Here is a 19,324-nt window from a genome sequence, read left to right as displayed (position 1 = left end):
TAAGTATCATGTCAATAACCAATTTCCCATACAATAACCGTACGGCGAAACGAATTAGGCTTTCTATCAGCGGCAACCGCCGTCTCTATTAACATGTTAATCTCATATATTATCCTAGTATGTACAAACAACGAGATGGACCACTAGCCGCCCCTTATTCGCTATCGTATCTGCATGAAGTTGCGGGTACATAACTATTCGAATAAGGCGGTGATTTACAATGGCGGGAATTGAGGATTTTGGCGGCAATATCGTCCAGAAGGGCGCCGATCCAACCGGTGTCAAAGACAGTACAGCGGCGATCGTAGCGGCAATGGGCGTGGATTCTGATATCATTTTCATCCCTAAAGGGGTTTACACCGTAAATAAAAATATAACAATACCAGCGAACAAACGGCTGACGTTCGGGAACAATGCCCGGTTAAGACCGGCAAAGGGCATCACGTTCACGGTTAACTGCTCAATCGACGCGGGTACGCATGACTGGATTTTCGATATAACGGCTGGCGGATTGTTTAACGGAGCGCCAAAAATTGACTATGTGTATCCCCATTGGTTTGGAGCGAAAGGTGATAAAACAACAGATGACACGGCAGCCTTTCAATCCGCTTTACTGTTTTGCAATTATTCTTACAAATTATTTCTGCCGCTTGGCGAATACCGGATCCGCCAAACTCTGGTCAGCTATTGCAGAGGCATTGAATCGGCAACCGGCCCCTATGTTGACGGAGGACAATTTGGTGCAATTCTTCAATGGGACCCACTGGATACGCAAACGGATTTATTGCCCTGCTTAAAGATTCAATCAGCCGGGATCGATGCGGTATTCGAAAACTTCACCATCCATGGCATGGTCCAATACAACAGACGCTATTTGACCAAATGGATTAAAAAAGAACTGTTCGACCAGGATTTATATGAAATGTTTGCTGTCGGCGTCGCTGCCATCGAGATAGCAAGCACCGCGACGCCTGTATTCCGCAATATAAGAACCCGCTTCGTGAAAGTCGGTCAATTGCTGAATAACGATACAGGGCATATTACGTCGCATGACTGCAACTGGGGCGGTTTGATTGGGGTTTATTGCCGTAAAAACAATGGGGACTATTTCTACCAGGGCGGCAGCATCTCCGGGGAATTTTGCGGCATTTTGCTAGGAACTCTGCTTATTGCAGGACATCGCGGAGGAATCGGCGCGCAGATCAGCCGGGTTCACATGGGCTTCTCTCCTTATGGCATTTACCAATGCATTGACAGCGGCTTGGCAGACTACAACAGCGTTAACGATGTCGGCGGCTTAAGCGGCATATTCATGTCGGCTCAATTCGAGCAATGCGGAGAGGCCGCCATTCGGCTATTGCCCAAATCAATAACGGGAAATCTCATGACATTTGGCTTCGGCTTCTCCTGGTCCAGACCCGACTACACGGATAATGAGAACGATTGGCAATACGCCTTGCCCGATGATCTGAAGCCGCTCGCCGAAAAACAAAAGTATGCCGCCTGGTTCGGCGCCCTTCAGACGACCGTCGTATTCGGCGATACGCTCAATACGCTTAGCAAGTCTTCGAACAAAGGTGCGCTTGGCTCCGCTTACATTTACCGGATCTCCAACATTACAGGACAATTGGATCTTACGGGTCTTGCCTTGAGTGATGTCGTGATCCGGGAAAAAGTGGCTCCCTACTATACTTCCAACGATCTGAAATCACGAATGGCAGAGCGTGACACCCGTTCATTCGTACCGATTGCCCCGGCAAACCTGCTTAAAAATCCGGAAATATTGGAGAACTGGACCGTAGGCAATGGAGGCAAGCTCAGCCTGGCATCACCTTCAGAAATTCCGGTACCCGTTACGGATGAAATGAAACGAATTATCGGAACAAATATCAAAATCATTAAGCTCACGCCGGACGGAGTCAACGAGCCCAGCCTCCAAATCGACTTCGACTCCCCTTCATTACCTGTCGATGTTGGCATAAATCGTCCCCTTGCGATGCAATATTTCGTGCTTCCTACCGCACCAACCAACTATACCAACTATGCTTCGCTAGGGAAAATCGTCGGAAAAGGAATCGATATTTACGGCGATGTCATCGGCTGGGAGCGTTTGGGCTGGAAACGAATGCTCGGACGTGAGCAAGGCATCCCGACAGGACTTGCCTATCGGATGAGCTTTCACTTCCTGTCCAAGACAAGTCCCACTTATTTCGCAGGTATCATGGCTTCTTACGACCTTGTTAGCTCCTACTCGCCAGTACCGCATCTGTATGCGGATAAAAACTTGGAAATCGGCGGGGCCGCTGGCAACGGCCTAATCTTGACAGACGCAGCCAGCGGAATCCGGTACCAGTTAATCGTTAACAACGGTGTTCTTGCGCTAAAAGCGCTCTAAGTCCTTACAATTCCGATCGCTCCGGGGATAAGCCGCGCTTGCGCCGGCTCATGCTTCCCCGGACGATTCGGCTATGGGCATCCTTGTAGAGCTCTACCACATCCAGCCTTCCCGGCAAAGCCTCCTTTAAGGTCAATCGCTCGAAACGTCTTCGGTATTCGATAAAAAAAATCGCAATTCTGACCAGACTCGCTATGAGTGTAACTGCTGCAGCGCCAATTAAATGCCAACGGGTAAAAAAAACGGACATGCAGGCGAGGGTCGCAGCCAACACGATAAGCTCGCTTTTCGTATTAATAAATGTCATCCCCGCGCCGTTTAACGCATTCCGCAATACATTGGACAAGCAGTCGAACAACTTGGAGGGCAGCAGAATCAGTGCAGGAATAATTGCGGCCTCAAACTCGCTGCCGTAGACAAATTCGATACCGAAGGGCAATACGACAGCCATGACGACGACAGCGAACGCAATCAATATCATCGCTTTTTTTAGCAGCTGAACAACCCTTCCGTGCACGGTATGCTTTTCTTCTGCCGTCAGCTTAGGCTGAGTTGTAATGGTGATCGTCGAGGTGATCGTATTAACTGGCGATACGGCGCTTTGTGCAACTGAATAATGTCCTAACGCGACAGGCGGCAAGAAAAGTGACAGAACCATCTGCGTTATATTTTCCGATGTCAGACTTGCCACACTGCCTCCATGTGATTTGGAGCCGTATTTGAAACCGGACCACATGAGCCGCCAGTCGATTTTGAAGCCGATTACCTTCATGCTCGCAATTTTGATCATATTCGCTATGAATAGAAGGGTCGAAATGATAAATGACGCATATAAGGCGGTAACACTAGTCAAATGGCCCGTTACATACAATGAAAGCATTGCAAGCGCCGTTAGGCCGGGAACGGCCATCCGCAGTAAATTAGAATAACCGAACTTCTCCTCACCAGCCAATGAGCTTGTGATGATATCGGCGAAGGCAGCGTAAAAAATGCCCAGAAAATAGATTTTCGCGGCTAGTACGATATCGCTGCCGCCGTTCGAGGTTACCAGCGGAACAATAACAATTTCTGCAATGAGGCTTGCAAGGGCACAAAGTATGATCCCGTAGACAAGTAAGGTTGTAAAGATGACCTTCTTATCTCCTTTATAGCTTTTCCAAAAATAAATAACCGTTTGATACAGTCCGAAGCTGAATCCCCAATATAGAAGGTTCGACCACATTGTAATCGCTATGAAGGTTCCTCTTCCTTCTGCGCCAAGTCCTCTCGCCAGCAGAACCCCCGTGAGAATCGTTATGCACATAATCGCGATTTGGCTTCCGAACGTCTGAAGCGCGTTTCGCATCCACTGTGTGTTGACCCCTTGCCGCTCTTTCATCCAAAGACTCCTTTGCCTTACCGGGCTATAGATTGTGCCTCATTGTACAAATCTGTAAGATACCCTTCGAAACGGCTGACCATCTGCCCCGCCGAAAAGCTTTCCCCCGCTGTCTTCAAGGCTCGCCTGCCAATAGACTGAGTATCCGTATCGTTCTTGACAGCCTGGAGCAGACACTGATACAGTCCCTCTCTGGAACCGTCGTAAAGCAGCCCGTTCCAGTTGTGATCTATAATTTCCGCCGGTCCTCCGCTATTTACTGCGATGACAATACGCCCGTTTGCCATCGCTTCGACGACGACGAGGCCAAAGGGTTCTTTACTGGACGCATTGATGACAATATCGCTGGCCGACAAATATTTGGCGATCTCCGTCTGATGGCCGGCAAACACGACATGGTCCGCGCATCCCAATCGTTCGGCAAGGCCAGTTAGCTCTTGAATGTAATCCCGTTCTTCCCCAAACAGTGCGCCGCCGACTACAAGCAGATAATACTGCTCGTCCTGCAGACGGCTGAAAGCCTCAATCACATCATCAGGCCGCTTCCATCGCTGGAGCCGCCCAATAAATGTAATGATTTTGGCAGCAGCCGGAATTTGATATTTTTCTCGGATTTGTTCCCGATCCAACGCTGAATAGGCAAAAAGCTCCGTTTCAATGCCCGGATAATTGACTCTAGCTTTCAAACGGGCTCCCAGATCGTTCTGGGCTTGCGCTACGGAATCAGATGGACATAGAATCGCTTTAGCCGGGAGCCGGCTTACTAGCCGATCGAACCGGGAGGCTGGTGACGGATAGCCGTGCTGCCACCATAATACGGGCTTGCGCATGAGCCAAGCCGCTGCCCCGGCATATATGAACGGCTTCGGCGACCAGCCGATTACAATATCGGCTCTGGCTCGCTTAATTTCCCTGACAATTTGCAGTACCGTTCTGACATAATGCAGCACATTGCGAATCCGTCCCGCAGCCAAGGTTACTACTTCAATGCCAATGGAGCGGATTTCTTCAGCCAAAATCCCCTCCTGAAACAATACAGCCGTAACTTTAAACTTATGCTTGTCGATATGCTTTAACGTGGTAAGCAGTACATTCTCCGCTCCACCCTGCTCAGCCACATGATTAACGACGATTATGTTGATCATAACCTGAACTCCTTTGGATTTGGTTGTGCTAATGCCATGGATACGAAGAGCCAGAATAACACGCCCTGATAGGCTTGCAGCCCGCCGCCAAAGAAGAAGGCGACCAGCAATTGAATAATCGTAGCAATCGCCAGAACTTTAATGTCACTATGCCGCATCGCCAGCAAATACCGGAACAACAGATAGATTCCGATAAAAAAAGCGAGCCCTCCCACTACACCGAAGATAGCGAATACACCCAAATAGCCGTTATCCAAGCTGCCTAATCCCGCAAAGCTTGTTCCGTCTCCCAAAACCGTACCTCGTCCTACACTCCCGAATCCGCCGCCCAGCGGATTTTTCAATATAACCGGTGTTGCATCAATAACAAGGCCGATTCGAGCCCTAAAGGAATTGTCATCTCCCATATTCTGAAAGGTTTCAAGTCTGGCGGTCACGTTCTCCGCACCAGGCAGCTTGCTGATAACTGCGTAGAAGCATGCACCGATTACGATAATGGTAATGATCTTCGATATTTTTTTACCTTTGTCCATACAGGCAATATAACCGATTAATCCAAGAATAAGTGTCACCCATGCCGAGCGGACCAGTGTGATTGACAACGCAGATGCAACCAGCATAACGCCGATCCAGCCCCATTTGCCTCTCCACTCTTTGTTAACGATCATTATGACGAGCATTGTGCCCAGAAACACCGCTACCGGGCCTTGTGAAGTCATCGTGGAGAACATGCGGAAGTCAAGCGGAGCAGCATTTCCAATCGAGGTCATGTTCGCATTCTCAATCCAAAACGCATCCCAAGCCGGCAGAGTCAAATATTGAATCCACCCGTAAATGGAGACGAGCAAAGCGAAGGATACGCATATCCGAATCATTTTATTAAGCTCAGCTGGGGTAAACGGCCTTAGGAAAAAGTAAGGCGCTATCAAGGCCGGGGCAAGATAGCCGATCATATCATACATGCCTGCGATTTTGTTCAATATCAACCCCAGCAAGGTTGCATAAGCGTAAGCCGCAATAATGAAAGGATAAAACTTGTTCGACTTGAATTCCTCGCGCAAGCTTCTGTTAGCCCTGTTTTTCATAATGCTGAATACGAGTGCACAGGTGACGATATGCGGAAGAATGAGAATTAAAGATAATTGCGTATATTCACCCTGCGCCCAGTCCACTATTCTTCGAAGCTCCGGAGAAAAAACCCAGCAGCCGACAATATAAGGAACGAGCGCGGCATGGTCACGAAGCGACAATACTGCCGCGGGAATGAAGAAGGCAATTAATAGGCCGATTTGGAGCATAAATACGGGGTTGCTTTGCGTGAAGAAGCCAATTGCTGCTGCCAGTACCGCTGCACCGCAAAGCAAAACGAGGCGATTTCGCCATTCTATCAAATAAATCCGCAACTGACACAGCCCCTTACGATTCCCGGAGGGTAAATGACAGGAAGTTTCAACTTCACATGCCGTAATAGCCAATACTTAAATTGTCATCACGATTTAATTGATTCAATATGGTGCCGACGATGCGGGCCTGCACATGCTCCAGCCGTTCTTTCGCTTTTAGCACCAGTGCTTTCTTGACTACGGAGGCCTGAACGACAAGCAGCACGCCATCACATAAAACGCTGGCCAGCAGGCCGTCAGTTACCGCAAGAATTGGCGGCGTATCGATTAAAATAATGTCATACTGCGTCCTCAATTCATCCATCAGGAGCCGCATTTTATGCGAGCTCAGCATTTCGGCCGGATGCGGAGGCGTAGGGCCGGATGAGAGAAGCGACAGGTTCTGAATAGCCGTTTGTTTGACTACATCGTCTACGCTGCATTGTCCTGTAAGCAGATTCGTCAGCCCTTTTTGATTGGTTTGAGACAATGCGATATGAAGAGAGGGCTTACGCAGATCCATATCGATTAGCAGTACTCTTTTCCCCTCTTGGGCGTAAGCGACTGCCAGATTGCTAATGACCGTCGTCTTTCCTTCTCCCGCTTGTGCGGACGTAACCATCAATACTTGAAACTGCATATCGATGGAAGAAAACTGGATGTTTGTGCGAAGAACGCGATACCCTTCGGCAAACGGCGACATCGGATTAACCGAGACGACCAGCTGCGGATCATTGGTTGAGCGTGGCATAATTCGTTTCACCTACTTCTCTTTTCTTCGCTAGAGCAGCCCTTTTGCGGCTCGTCCTCAAATCTTTTCGTCTGGTTTTACTTAAAGCGGCAAGCACCGGAAGTCCCAGCAGCTCCTTAAGCTCCGCCTCGGATTTAAACGTGTCATTTAAATAATCAAGAAAAATAATGAATGATATGGACAGCATGATTGAAATAACGAAAGCAATCAGCAAAGACATGACCAAGTTGTTGTTAATTGGGGACTGGCTGTTTGCGTCAGTTGGTTTTGCTTCATTCAGAATGGTAATGTTATTAACATTCATAATGGTCGGGATTTGATCCTTGAACACTTTGCTGACCGCATTCACAACTTCCATGGCATGCTGATACGATTCGTCCTGATAGACGATGCTCATCACCTGAGAATTGGTGCTGGAGGATACGGACAACGCGCTTGCCATATTATTGGCAGATTCGCCAAGCCCCGGATACAGCTCAACGACTTTATCCAAAATCGCGGAGGAGAGCATAATTTCTTTGTAGGAGCCCATCAGCATTAAATCGAATTGCAGCGATCCTACGTTTGGCATGAGGTTGGAATTGACTTGATTTACGATCAGCTTGGCTCTTGCCTCGTAGATTGGCGTTGTGAAATAGTAGCTCTTTACGGCAACGGCTGCGCAAGCAACGATAACAAATACAGTCAAGAGCCACCATTTCTTTTTGACCAAACTTAAATAACGATTTAAATCCACAATCGCACCCCCGCGAAGCTTCGGATAATTAATAGATACATTTTGTAACATTCGCTACAACTCTACTTTATGATACAATTAGTAGCATGTCAATACATGAAGGTAAACAAATTTATTCTTATTCCGCCGCTTAGCGTTTATATATTGCATGCTCCGCCACTTCATCCCAAGTCCGGTACAGCTCCATCACCTGATTGTGATCCGCATCCCGGCCAGTCTGGATCACGATAATCTCCAGCTCCGTTATCGCTCGAATGCTATGCAGAGATTGCATCGGAATATGCAAGGTGCTGCCCGCTTTGACGGACATGAATCGTCCGTTCAGCACGAATTCCCCAGTTCCCCGTATGACGGTCCAGCTCTCTTCACGATGAACATTCAATTGATAGCCGAAGCTTCTATTCTGCCGGATCAAGGCACGCTTCGTCACGACGCAGCTGCCGTCCTCGTATTTCTGATAATCCAGCACACGGGAATATCCCCATTGCCGTTCTTCGAACATCGGCTCTTGATCGTAATCGATGAAATCCTTCACGCGTGGACTGGCCTGCTTATCCGTCACGAGAATGCCGTCGGGACTAACCGCAACGACTACATTAGATACGCCAATAATCGAAACCGGCATATCGGTTTCATTGATCAAATGTGTATTGATGCTATCGGGGCTAACCATCCCTCTGCCCAGCTGGTTGCTGTTCATCTCTTCCGTTAGCGTATTCCAAGTGCCAAGGTCCTTCCAATACCCGTCGTAAGGGATGACTACGATATTGTCCATTCGCTCGATTACCTCGTAATCGAAGCTTATTTTGGGCAGAAGATGATATTGCTTGGCAAGCTCTTCATATTGAATGGGAAAGCCCTTGCGTTCCAATAGATCGGTCATGTAACCGATTCGAAATGCAAATACGCCGGAGTTCCACAACGCATTTTGACTCATCAGCGCTTGAGCCTTTTCTTCATCCGGCTTTTCGACAAAACGTTCTACGGTGCGGTAGATGGGCTGGACGGAAGCATCCGGTTTAGAGGAAGGAACAATATATCCGTATTTGGAAGAGGCATAAGTGGGCTGAATGCCAATGAGCGCCATCTCTGCCTGAGAGGCGTGGAGCGTCGCTTCCAGATCCTTGACGGTGTCGAAAAAACGGGTTTCGACATAAGGATCTACGGGTAAAACAATTGCTACTTCATCCAGGCTCGCACCTTTCTGCGAGTATAAATAAACAGCGGACAGTGCAATCGCCGCGAACGTATCTCTGCGCTCCGGCTCAATAATTAGCGGTACCTGCTCGCCTAGCTGGCTATGCATCATCTCTACCTGCGACTGGCTCGTGGCAATCAGGCTGGATTCCGCCAAGCCGCTTTGCTCCAATTGCCCCCATACCCGCTGCACCATTGACACTCTGCGCTGATCTTCATCCTCCAGCACCTTCAAGAACTGCTTCGACCTGGCGTCATTTGAGAGAGGCCAGAGACGCTTGCCCGATCCGCCGGACAACAATACGAGCTTCATATCCTTTTCTCCCCTCTTAATAGGCGTCGCTAGAGCCAAACATCACTCTGACGGTCATTAAAATAAGCTTCAAGTCCAACAGAAGACTGCGCCGTTCAATATAATGCAAATCAAGCTCCACCATTTCCCGGAAGCTTAATGCGTTTCGTCCGCTAACCTGCCAAAGCCCGGTACAGCCCGGCGTTACCTTCAGCCTAAGCCTGTCGTAGCTGCTGTATTCCTGAACCTCGCGAGGCAAAGCCGGGCGCGGGCCAACAAGCGACATATCGCCGCGAATGACATTCCACAGCTGCGGCAGCTCGTCGATGCTGGTCTTCCGTATCCACTTGCCAACCTTCGTAATGCGGGGGTCATTTTTCATTTTGAACATCGCGCCTTCGATTTCATTCCGTTCCAGAAGCGCATCCAGCTGCTTCTCCGCATCCGACACCATCGAGCGAAATTTGTACATATTAAACTGGCGTTCATTCTTGCCGACCCGCTTTTGATAAAAAAAAACGGACCCTTTAGGATCCTCTATTTTTATACTGAAAACGACAAGCAGCAAAATCGGCGACAACAGGATGAGGCCTACGGAGGCGCCTAGCAAGTCCACTGCTCGTTTGGCCATCAGATAAAATCTTAATGAAAGATTTCGCTCATAGCCGGTATATAAAGTTCGGGTTTCAATAACAGCCTCGATGTCATTCCGTTGAGGGGAAGTTGGAGCCATCGCTTTCACCTGTCCTTTTACTTATTCGAATATTGCTGCTTCATCATTTGCTCCATTACGGCGAGCAGCGGTATTCTCAGCTCTTCATTCCGAAGGGCAAAATCAAGCGTCGTTGTAATAAAGCCGAGCTTCTCTCCCACGTCATAGCGGATGCCCTCGAAGTTGTAGGCATATACGCCTTCGGCTGCATTCAGCTTCTGAATGGCGTCCGTCAGCTGAATTTCACCGCCGGCCCCTTCCTCCTGATGAGCAAGAAATTCGAATATTTCAGGGGTCAAAATATAGCGGCCCATTATTGCGAGATTAGAAGGCGCAAATCCGGCAGCAGGCTTCTCAACAAACCGGTTTACTTCATAGAGCCGGCCATAGCAGGCCAAGGGATCCACAATTCCGTAGCGGTGCGTCTCCTCGGATTTTACCGTCTGCACCCCAATTACGGATCGCTGCGTCTCTTCATACTGCTGAATCAGCTGCCTGACGCAGGGAACCTCGGAACGGACGATATCATCTCCAAGCAAAACGGCAAACGGCTCATTGCCGATAAAATTGCGCGCGCACCAGACAGCATGGCCGAGTCCCTTCGCTTCTTTTTGCCGGATATAGTGAATGTCAACGTTTGAAGATCTGCGCACCTCATCTAGCAAATCGAATTTGCCTTTGCTGAATAAGTTGTTTTCCAATTCAAACGAGTGGTCGAAGTGATCCTCGATTGCCCGTTTTCCTTTGCCCGTTACGATGATGATATCCTCGATGCCGGAAGCGACGGCTTCCTCCACGATGTACTGAATCGTCGGCTTGTCGACAATCGGAAGCATCTCTTTGGGCATCGCTTTCGTGGCAGGCAAAAAACGTGTACCAAGTCCGGCAGCAGGTATAATCGCTTTTTTTACTTTTTTCATCGTCTCCATCACCCTATCCCTATTCATTTATCTATCTTTTTCAAAAAAGTAGAGCCGTTCATCTACGATACAAATTGTATCTTTAATACTCCTTACTTTAAGATACAATTTGTATCATGTCAATCCCTTTTTCACCCTTTCCGTAAAACGTAAAGACCCCCGCACGCGGATGATTACCGCTGTACGGGGGTCTTTGAAGCTGATATCCGATTAATGGAAGAAGAGGCCGATTTCCCGATCCGCGTTCTCCGGGGAATCCGAGCCATGGACGATATTGCTCTCGACACTTAACGCGAAATCTCCGCGGATGGTGCCGGGCTCGGCGTCAGCGGGATTCGTCTTTCCGATCAATGAACGGGCGTTTTTCACCGCGCCGTCTCCTTCCCATACCATGGCAAAAGACGGACCGGAGGTAATAAACGAGACGAGATCACCGAAGAATGGCCGTGCGGCATGCTCGGCATAATGAGTTTCAGCCAGTGATTGGTCAATGCTAATCAGCTTCGCCTGCGCAAGATGGAAGCCTTTGCTTTCAAATCGCGATACGATGTTTCCGACTAATCCGCGCTTGACACCGTCCGGCTTCACTAATATAAATGTACGTTCCATTCCATTCTCTCCTTCTCTAGCTTCAGTAGCTGTTTCGCAACATATCCCAAGTGTCTTTGCCCATAGATAAGGGAGGCAGAGCCGGGCGTTGCGCTCAATTGCCCTCACTCCTACGTATTGCCAACTTACAGCCTTCCTATTCCTATTCTCGGCCAAAAAATGACATAAACCGACTAAAACCAGTCGTTCCTGCTCTCCGTTTGCCTATATAGCATTTCAATAATAAGTCCCGCTGTTTCCTCTATCGCACGATTCGTAACATCAATGACAGGACATTGGAATGATTCCATAATCTTCTCGGCATAACGTAGCTCTTCAAGAATTCTTTCTTCCGAAGCATAGGGCGCTGTCGGCGGAAGACCCAGCGTCTTAAGACGCTCCGTCCGAATACCAAGCAGATGCTCAGGCTGCATCGTCAGTCCGATAATGAGTCTGCCAGGCGCCGACACCAGCTCCGCCGGCAGCGTTACCTCCGGCATAAGCGGCAGGTTGGCCGTCTTTATCCCTTTGTGGGAGAGAAAAACGCTCAGCGGCGTCTTCGAGGTCCGGGAGACGCCGATCAGGACGACTTCGGCCTGCATAAAGCCCCTGGCATCCTTGCCGTCATCATATTTGACAGCAAATTCGATCGCTTCAATCCGCCGATGATAGTCTTCATCGATAGAATGCAGCAAACCCGGCTTGCGGTTTGGAGAGCTGCCAAACGTATCGACATAGGCTTCCAGCATGGGTCCCATTACGTCAACTGCCCTCACTCCCCAACGGAATGCTTCCTCTTTCATACGTGCCCGAAGCTTTGGCTGAACCAGTGTGTAACTGATGAAACCTCCTGTACTGGCAGCCTCCGATACGACCTGAATGACTTCATCTTCGCTTTTCATATGACCGTACCGTTTTATTTTCACTTCCTCCGATGCGAACTGACGCAACGTCGCTTTGGCAACCGCTTCTCCCGTCTCCCCGACGGCATCCGAGCAAACATAAATGATCATTTCATTCATAAGTCCGTCCCCCAACCCAAATCAGTCGAATCATGTTCGTATGAAAACCCCGGCAAGCGCTCGCTTTGCCGGGGGCTGCTATTTATACAGGAGAGCCTATTCGTTCGTCAGCTCCAGAAACAGCTTGATATCCTCATTTGTCAAAGCCACAGCATCGCGCCAGAAGCCTTCTTCATCCAGCTTTACGCCTAGATGCTTCTGTGCCAGCTCCTCCACCGTCATGGAGCCTGTATCGCGCAGCAGCTGTACATAGCGCTCAGCGAACACAGGCCCTTCCTGTTGGGCACGGGCATAGATACCGGCGCTGAACAGGTAGCCGAATGTATAAGGGAAGTTGTAGAACGGTACGTCGGTTAAGTAGAAGTGAAGCTTTGAAGCCCAGAAATGCGGATGAACTTCACCCAGCGTGCCGCTGAATGCTTCGCGTTGCGCAGCCTCCATCAGCTCGCTCAGCTCCGCTGCCGTCACCATGCCTTGTCTGCGCTTCTCGAAAAACCGGGTTTCGAACAGGAACCGGGCGTGAATGTTCATATAGAACGCCACGGAGTTTTGAATTTTATTTTCCAAAAGGCCAATCTTCTCTTCCTTGTCGGTCGCGGCCTTCATCGCAGAATCGGATACGATCAGCTCTGCAAAGGTGGAAGCCGTCTCTGCAACGTTCATCGCATATTCCTGCGAGAATGCCGGCAGATCATTCATTACATGCTGATGGTAAGCATGCCCAAGCTCATGTGCCAGCGTCGATACATTGTCCGGAGTGCCGGCATAGGTCATGAAAATACGCGTCTGTCCATCCTTAGGAAAGGCCGTACAGAAGCCGCCGGGTCTTTTGCCCGCCCGGTCCTCTGCCTCTACCCAGCCTTGCTTGAGGGCCATTTCTGTAAATTCGGCCAGATCCGGGCTAAATTTATGAAACTGCTCCTTAATGAACTGCGCGCCCTCATCATAGCTGATCGTTTTGGCCGAGGAGCCCAGCGGTGCGCTAATGTCATGCCAGTCCAGCTTCTCCACGCCGAGCAGCTTCGCTTTACGCTCCAGATAGCGGACAAGCTCAGGCTTGCCTGCTTCGATAGCAGACCACATCGCATCCAGCGTCGCTTCGCTCATCCGGTTGATCTGCAGCGGCTCCTTCAGCACAGACTGCCAGCCCCGCTTGTCATACAGCTTAAGACGGAAACCTGCAATGCGATTGAGCGTGTCCGCGCATAGTTCAGCCAGCTCGCTCCATACCCGCTCCCATTCAGCAAAAGCCGCCTGACGTACACTGCGGTCGCCATCGGAGAGGCGGTTGAACATTTGACCGGCCGACAACGTCTTCTGCTCCCCGTCCGCACCCGTCGTATTGAACTTTGCACCAGAAACGATCAAGTTGTACAGATCGCCCCAGCCGTGGTAGCCGTCCACAGCCAAATCACCAGCCAGCGCTTCGAGTTCCGGTGCCAGCTTCTCGCGCGCCTGCTCGCGCCGCTCATTCAAATTGAAGGCAACCTGCTTGATTTCATTCGAAGCGCTATGCAGCCAGCTTGTCCACTCGGCGTCACCGATTTCCCGAAGCCCATTGTCGTAACGGGTCAAAGCGCCTAGAAACTTAGCCATTGCCGTTTTGACACGGTCATTGAGTCCGCTTGCCGCCTTGTCCTTCATATCCTGCGCCATTAAGCAGGCAACGAAAGAATCAGACTGCCGAAGACGCAGCAAGATCGATTGCACCAGCTCCGTCGTGGCGGCAAGCTGTTCCAGCGGCTGAGCGGAACAGGCCTCCAGCCTCTGATCCAATTGAGCAATATCATCCTCAATTCCTTTCAGCTCAGCGGCAAAGTCCGGAGAACCAGAGCCTCCTTTATAAAAAACGTCCAGGTCCCATGTAAGTGGATATTCAGCCATTTATACCGTCTCCTTTCATTGCTCGAATTCTATATGCAGCTGTGCTTATTGTCTATTAATTGTTCATTATACGCTATGCCAAGCGCAAAAACACCGCCTTAGCGATTTGCGTTTTATTTGCGCAATCTCTATCAGCGGTGTATAACTTAATTATATCCTGATTGATGGAGGTATTCCACCATGTCTAAACCGTTGCAAATTTCACCGGACACCGCAATCAAGCTTTCGAAGCAGCTTGGCGTGCCGATTGAGCATTTGATGCATATGCCTCGTCATATTTTACTGCAAAAGCTGGCCGAGCTGGCAAAAGCAGAAGCCGGCAGCGCTGCCGGACAATCCGATAAAACGGAAGATTCGTCCTTATGATTCCATTCGAACGCAGCTGGCCCTATGATATCCTCATGAACGATGTTTACGTGCCTAGTTGCCCGTTTTGCGGTACAGACAATGTGCTCATCCCGCTTCGAGTTAGGGAAATTGCCGACATTCAGCATGGCAAGAAAAAGCTGCTCGTCTTCCCCTGCTGTCACAATAAAGCAACGATCGTCGATATGGATAGCGACTATATGCTGGCAGATCAGGCTTTGCGCACTATAAGAGGTTAAACAGGCTGACTCTTGGAACGAAGCTCCTTGTTATCAGCCCAGGCCGCCTGCGGACAAGCTGTCTTGACCGGAGGCGGCCATTTCTTCACGAAGCTGCTGCCATTGATCGCGGCTGGCCCGGATCATCGCCGCATCCATAATACGCTTATCATTGATGATTCGCGAGAACCACCTCACCGCCTCGCTTGACTCCCCGATCCGTTTGTTAAGCTCCCCAATGATATACATCAGCCTAGCGTTGTTTAACTGCTCGCCCTCTTCTTCATATACTTTGATATAGGACTGCAGCGCAAAACGCAGAAAACGCTGCTCTTCCTGCACCTTCCCCTGATACCGGTACAGCCATGCAATATGATGAAGAATTCCCGCTAACACGCGCTCTTTTTCTCCGACGGATTGTCCGGACAGCAAAGCGAGCTTATAGCATGACAGTGCTTGCTCCATATCCCGCTCCCCGCCAAATTCCCGTACCGACCAGCGCACGCCAACCTGTTCATAGTACTGCTTCTTTTGCCGGTCGCTCAATTGGCTTAACCCGTTCTCCGTCGAAGCAAAGCCGCAGCTTGGGCATACGCGAACGACATAAAAGTCGGGATTGATCCCATTTTTATAATAACCGCAAAAATCGGTGTCCGTTGTGGTCGCTTTCTTGAAGCTTGGCCTCACCTTGGAAGTTGGATAGCTGCTTTCGCAGCAAATGCATTGCAAGTTTGTCTGATAGAGTGGATCCATATGGTTCACATCTCCTATTCTGTATGTGCATATATACTTATCTATCGACAAAACTAGCGCGATTGTGTAGGTATTTGGGAGGATAAAAGAAAATGATTTGAGAGGAATGGACTATCTGGCATTCAAAGATTACATTTTGCTCGGCCTCTTACCGACGATATGATCACACTATTGCGAACCTGATTCGTTATTTAATGCAACTTATTTCTCTCGGCCTCCACCCCCAATAGCATTGCGTCGCTATAGCGAACTAGGTTCGTTATTTAACGAAGCTATCTTCGTTAAATACACCTTCCCCGCTACACGGACTTTCTACAGCGAAGCTAATTTCGCTATTGGTGAACCTAGGTTCGCGAATTGCGAAATTTACTTCGCTGTAGCCAGCAACGCAGCCTTAGACTCCTCCTAGAGCGAAATTAGCTTCGTTATTTTGCGAACGTGCTTCGCTATCCTTGCTGTATCGTAGCATTTCCTCGCTGCAACAAACCTAATTCGTTATTCGCGAATCTACTTTCGCACGGTCAACTCTCCAGACAGCATGGTCACGTTACAACGAACCTGGTTCGTTATTTAACGAAGCTATCTTCGTTATATACACCTTCCCCGCTGCACGGACTTCTACAGCGAAGCTAATTTCGCTATTGGTGAACCTAGGTTCGCAGATTAAGAAATTTACTTCGCTGTAGAGAGCAACCCAGCCTCAAACTCCTCCTACAGCGAAGTTAGCTTCGCTATTTTGCGAACCTGCTTCGCTATCCTTGCTGCTATCATGGCATTTCCTCGCTGCAACAAACCTAATTCGTTATTAGCAAAACTACTTTCGCTCGGTCACCTCTGCCCAGCAGCATGGTCACACTATAGCGAAGCTGTTCGCTATTTAACATAACTTGCCTCGCTCTGCCACATCTGCGGATTGCATTCCACACTGTAGCGAACCTGATTCGTTATATAACGAAGCTATCTTCGTTATATACGCATTCCCCATCACATGGACTTTCTACAGCGAAGCTAATTTCGCTATTGGTGAACCTAGGTTCGCGGATTGCGAAAATTAATTCGCTGTAACGAGCAACGCTACCTCTTCCCCCTCCTACAGCGAAGTTAGCTTCGTTATTTTGCGAACGTGCTTCGCTATCATCTGTCTATTCGTCATGGCCTCGCTACAGCGAAGTTAGCTTCGCTATTGTACGAACCTGCTTCGCTAGCAAGATCTTGCTCAAATTAAAAAAATCCCGCATCGCTGTCGATGCGGGGCGCTATATGTGGAAGTTGCTTGTTTAACTCTCATAGTCCTCTTCGCCAGGTGCGGTAAGAGACTCTCGAATGACATAGACAAACGCGCAGACTAGGATGCCAGCAATTACACTCATGAACATTCCGATCCCTCCATGCCCTTAGGATATTTCTATTGTAGCATGGATGATCCCTGTCCTTGCAAGCGTTTTCTTAAAATAATGAGAATTATTTTTCAACTTTCCAATCCTCGGTTAGGGATGGATGTCCACCCTCCCACATATATGTAATAGACAAGCATTTAAGCGCTGCACAGCGACGCGCGCCCAGACAAAGTTCACATCCCAAAGGTGTAAAACAGAAGCGCTGCTTCAAGGAGGATTGTCTATGCTGCGCACCCTCGCGCATCCCGCTTCACTAGCCGGATTAGGAGCTTTATTGATCATTCTGCTCATGGCTTGCTTCCCGTCTCAAACCTTGGAATCCTCGCTAAGAGGCATCATGATATGGTGGCAGGTGCTGTTCCCTGCTTTATTCCCGTTTCTAGTCATTTCCGAGCTGATGTTAGGCTTCGGCATCGTTCACTTTTTCGGCAAGCTGCTTGATCCGCTCATGCGGCCCTTGTTCCGGCTTCCCGGCATCGGCAGCTTTGTTGTCGCAATGGGCTACGTATCAGGTTATCCTGTTGGGGCCAAATTAACGGTCCAGCTTTGGGAGCAGCGGCTCGTCAACCGGGCGGAGGGCGAACGGCTGGTAGCATTCACCACAACATCCGATCCCGTCTTCCTGATCGGTGCGGTATCGGTAGGTTTTTTTCACAATGCCGCTCTGGCTCCGATTCTTGCTGCCGCCCACTATGTCGGAGCACTCATTATAGGGCTGCTCATGAGGTTTCACGACCGCAAAGCGCCGATGAGCAGCGGGCCACAGCGCCATCCGTCCGACAATCACAACAAACGAAGAGAACCGCGGATCACATCCGCCTTAAAAGCAATGCATGAAGCCCGGCTGCTCGATGGACGCAGCCTCGGCAAACTGCTTCAGGACTCCATCCAATCGGCGCTGCGCCTCATGATTGTTATCGGCGGCCTTGTCGTTTTCTTTTCCGTCGTTATCGAGATGCTGACCCAAACCGGCGTTGCCGAAGCGATGGCAGAGCTGCTCCGCATCTTGTTCCAGTGGTTTGGCCTGCCGATGCAGCTAGCCGATGCCGTTATATACGGCCTGTTCGAGGTAACGCTCGGAGCCAAAGCCGCGGGAAGCGCCGACACTTTTTTGATGCACAAAGTTGCTATTGCCGCGTGGGTGCTGTCTTGGGGAGGTTTATCCGTTCATGCACAGGTTGTCAGCTTGCTTAGCCGTACCGATATGCGGTATGCGCCGCTTCTTGTCTCCCGAATGCTTCACGGTTTCATTTCCATCGCCTTAGTCTACTTGCTGTGGGGCTGGCTAGCCCCATAAAACAACATTGCGCTCCTCATTGTATTTGCCGACAGATTCCGATATCATCTATGGTATACAGAGTTTTCGGAAGGGGTTCAATTTAGTTGAAATACGCGGTTATTGACCGAGGAGATACATTATCAAAATCACTTGCAGAGCAATTTCATCAACTTGCGGCAGAGCATGGCTTCCAGAGGGAAGATGAAAAACCGGAAATCGTCATCTCAATCGGCGGCGACGGCACATTGCTTCAAGCTTTCCATAATTATGTACACCGGGTAGAAGAGGTCGCCTTTGTTGGTATCCATACAGGTCACCTTGGGTTTTATGCCGATTGGCAAGCCAATGAACTGAGCAAGCTTGTCCAATTAATGGCCAAAGAAGAGCCTCATCTGGTTCATTATCCGCTTGTCGAGATTGAAGTGGAGACGCCAAATGAGAAGTCGCATTATTTTGCGCTAAATGATTTTACAATCAAAGGTGTAGACGCAACGCTGGTCGTTCAGATGAATGTTAATGACGAGCCGTTCGAAATGTTCCGCGGCGACGGCATCGTCATCTCGACGCCTTCTGGCAGCACCGCCTATAACAAAAGCGTCGGCGGAGCCGTCGTTCACCCTTCGATTGAATCGCTGCAAATTGCAGAGATTGCTTCCATTAACAACCGGGTGTACCGGACGCTTGGCTCTTCTTTTTTGCTGCCGAAGCATCATCACTGCGATATCATCTCCAGAAAAGAACAAAGGCTGCAGCTCGTTATCGATCACGTCAGCATTCAGCGCAATGATATCCGCTCGATCCGCTGCACGGTCAGCTCCCATAAAGTGAACTTCGCCCGTTATCGTCCGCTCCCGTTCTGGAACCGCGTGCGTGATGCGTTCATCGATATGTAAAATAAAACAAAACCTC

At 49.4% G+C, this 19,324-nt stretch carries 17 protein-coding genes; 5 read left to right on the top strand and 12 right to left on the bottom strand.

Annotation, left to right across the window (positions count from 1 at the left end):
• The first annotated feature begins 220 nt into the window (after positions 1–220).
• A complete protein-coding gene (locus tag ACFVVF_RS27545) occupies positions 221–2,395 on the top strand; it encodes a pectate lyase family protein (protein WP_387816262.1) in 2,175 nt (724 codons plus the stop codon).
• A gap of 4 nt (positions 2,396–2,399) precedes the next feature.
• Here the strand turns inward: ACFVVF_RS27545 and ACFVVF_RS27540 are convergent, their stop codons facing one another.
• The 11 genes from ACFVVF_RS27540 to ACFVVF_RS27490 form a co-directional block, all read right to left on the bottom strand.
• Entirely contained in the window at positions 2,400–3,773 is a 1,374-nt protein-coding gene (locus ACFVVF_RS27540; RefSeq protein ID WP_387816260.1) for a lipopolysaccharide biosynthesis protein, read from the bottom strand.
• 17 nt (positions 3,774–3,790) lie between these two features.
• Positions 3,791–4,918 (bottom strand): glycosyltransferase family 4 protein, encoded by a 1,128-nt coding sequence (locus ACFVVF_RS27535; RefSeq protein ID WP_387816258.1) that lies wholly within the window; start codon positions 4,916–4,918, stop codon positions 3,791–3,793.
• The gene (locus ACFVVF_RS27530; protein ID WP_387816256.1) at positions 4,915–6,321 is read right to left on the bottom strand and encodes an O-antigen ligase family protein; all 1,407 of its coding nucleotides are present in this window, start codon (positions 6,319–6,321) and stop codon (positions 4,915–4,917) included. The genes ACFVVF_RS27535 and ACFVVF_RS27530 overlap by 4 nt, the downstream gene beginning before the upstream one ends.
• Before the next feature lie 52 nt (positions 6,322–6,373).
• On the bottom strand, positions 6,374–7,051 hold the full coding sequence (locus tag ACFVVF_RS27525) for a CpsD/CapB family tyrosine-protein kinase (RefSeq protein WP_387816254.1): 678 nt from the start codon (positions 7,049–7,051) through the stop codon (positions 6,374–6,376).
• Complete coding sequence (locus ACFVVF_RS27520) at positions 7,032–7,838, bottom strand: YveK family protein (protein WP_387816252.1); 807 nt, start codon at positions 7,836–7,838, stop codon at positions 7,032–7,034. The genes ACFVVF_RS27525 and ACFVVF_RS27520 overlap by 20 nt, the downstream gene beginning before the upstream one ends.
• A gap of 79 nt (positions 7,839–7,917) precedes the next feature.
• Positions 7,918–9,297: a sugar phosphate nucleotidyltransferase gene (locus ACFVVF_RS27515; RefSeq protein WP_387816250.1), complete on the bottom strand. Its 1,380-nt coding sequence runs from the start codon at positions 9,295–9,297 to the stop codon at positions 7,918–7,920.
• 16 nt (positions 9,298–9,313) lie between these two features.
• Entirely contained in the window at positions 9,314–10,009 is a 696-nt protein-coding gene (locus ACFVVF_RS27510; protein WP_387816324.1) for a sugar transferase, read from the bottom strand.
• 17 nt (positions 10,010–10,026) lie between these two features.
• A complete protein-coding gene (gene galU, locus ACFVVF_RS27505; RefSeq protein ID WP_387816322.1) occupies positions 10,027–10,908 on the bottom strand; it encodes a UTP--glucose-1-phosphate uridylyltransferase GalU in 882 nt (293 codons plus the stop codon).
• A gap of 210 nt (positions 10,909–11,118) precedes the next feature.
• On the bottom strand, positions 11,119–11,517 hold the full coding sequence (ndk, locus tag ACFVVF_RS27500; protein ID WP_042164375.1) for a nucleoside-diphosphate kinase: 399 nt from the start codon (positions 11,515–11,517) through the stop codon (positions 11,119–11,121).
• Positions 11,518–11,690: 173 nt separating this feature from the next.
• A complete protein-coding gene (locus ACFVVF_RS27495; protein WP_387816249.1) occupies positions 11,691–12,518 on the bottom strand; it encodes a pyruvate, water dikinase regulatory protein in 828 nt (275 codons plus the stop codon).
• Positions 12,519–12,614: 96 nt separating this feature from the next.
• Positions 12,615–14,402, bottom strand: coding sequence for a M3 family oligoendopeptidase (locus tag ACFVVF_RS27490; RefSeq protein ID WP_387816247.1), 1,788 nt, complete (start codon positions 14,400–14,402; stop codon positions 12,615–12,617).
• 180 nt (positions 14,403–14,582) lie between these two features.
• On the opposite strand from ACFVVF_RS27490, the gene ACFVVF_RS27485 reads away from it, so the two are divergent.
• Together ACFVVF_RS27485 and ACFVVF_RS27480 are read left to right on the top strand one after the other, a co-directional pair.
• Entirely contained in the window at positions 14,583–14,768 is a 186-nt protein-coding gene (locus ACFVVF_RS27485) for a YycC family protein (RefSeq protein WP_387816246.1), read from the top strand.
• Positions 14,765–15,007: a hypothetical protein gene (locus ACFVVF_RS27480; RefSeq protein ID WP_387816244.1), complete on the top strand. Its 243-nt coding sequence runs from the start codon at positions 14,765–14,767 to the stop codon at positions 15,005–15,007. The genes ACFVVF_RS27485 and ACFVVF_RS27480 overlap by 4 nt, the downstream gene beginning before the upstream one ends.
• 33 nt (positions 15,008–15,040) lie before the next feature.
• On the opposite strand, the gene ACFVVF_RS27475 is transcribed toward ACFVVF_RS27480, so the two are convergent.
• Positions 15,041–15,739 (bottom strand): DUF2225 domain-containing protein, encoded by a 699-nt coding sequence (locus ACFVVF_RS27475; protein ID WP_387816242.1) that lies wholly within the window; start codon positions 15,737–15,739, stop codon positions 15,041–15,043.
• A 1,620-nt stretch (positions 15,740–17,359) separates the two neighbouring features.
• Between ACFVVF_RS27475 and ylbJ the strand changes: the two genes are divergently transcribed.
• The gene (gene ylbJ / locus ACFVVF_RS27470; protein WP_387816240.1) at positions 17,360–18,433 is read left to right on the top strand and encodes a sporulation integral membrane protein YlbJ; all 1,074 of its coding nucleotides are present in this window, start codon (positions 17,360–17,362) and stop codon (positions 18,431–18,433) included.
• 86 nt (positions 18,434–18,519) lie between these two features.
• Positions 18,520–19,308 carry an NAD kinase gene (locus ACFVVF_RS27465; RefSeq protein ID WP_387816238.1) on the top strand — a complete coding sequence of 263 codons (789 nt, stop codon included), beginning with the start codon at positions 18,520–18,522 and terminating at the stop codon, positions 19,306–19,308.
• Positions 19,309–19,324: the final 16 nt, after the last annotated feature.

This window comes from Paenibacillus sp. NPDC058174, assembly GCF_042883865.1.
Taxonomy (GTDB): domain Bacteria; phylum Bacillota; class Bacilli; order Paenibacillales; family Paenibacillaceae; genus Pristimantibacillus.
Note: the sequence above shows the minus strand (reverse complement) of the source record. Positions and strands in the feature narration are given on the sequence as shown.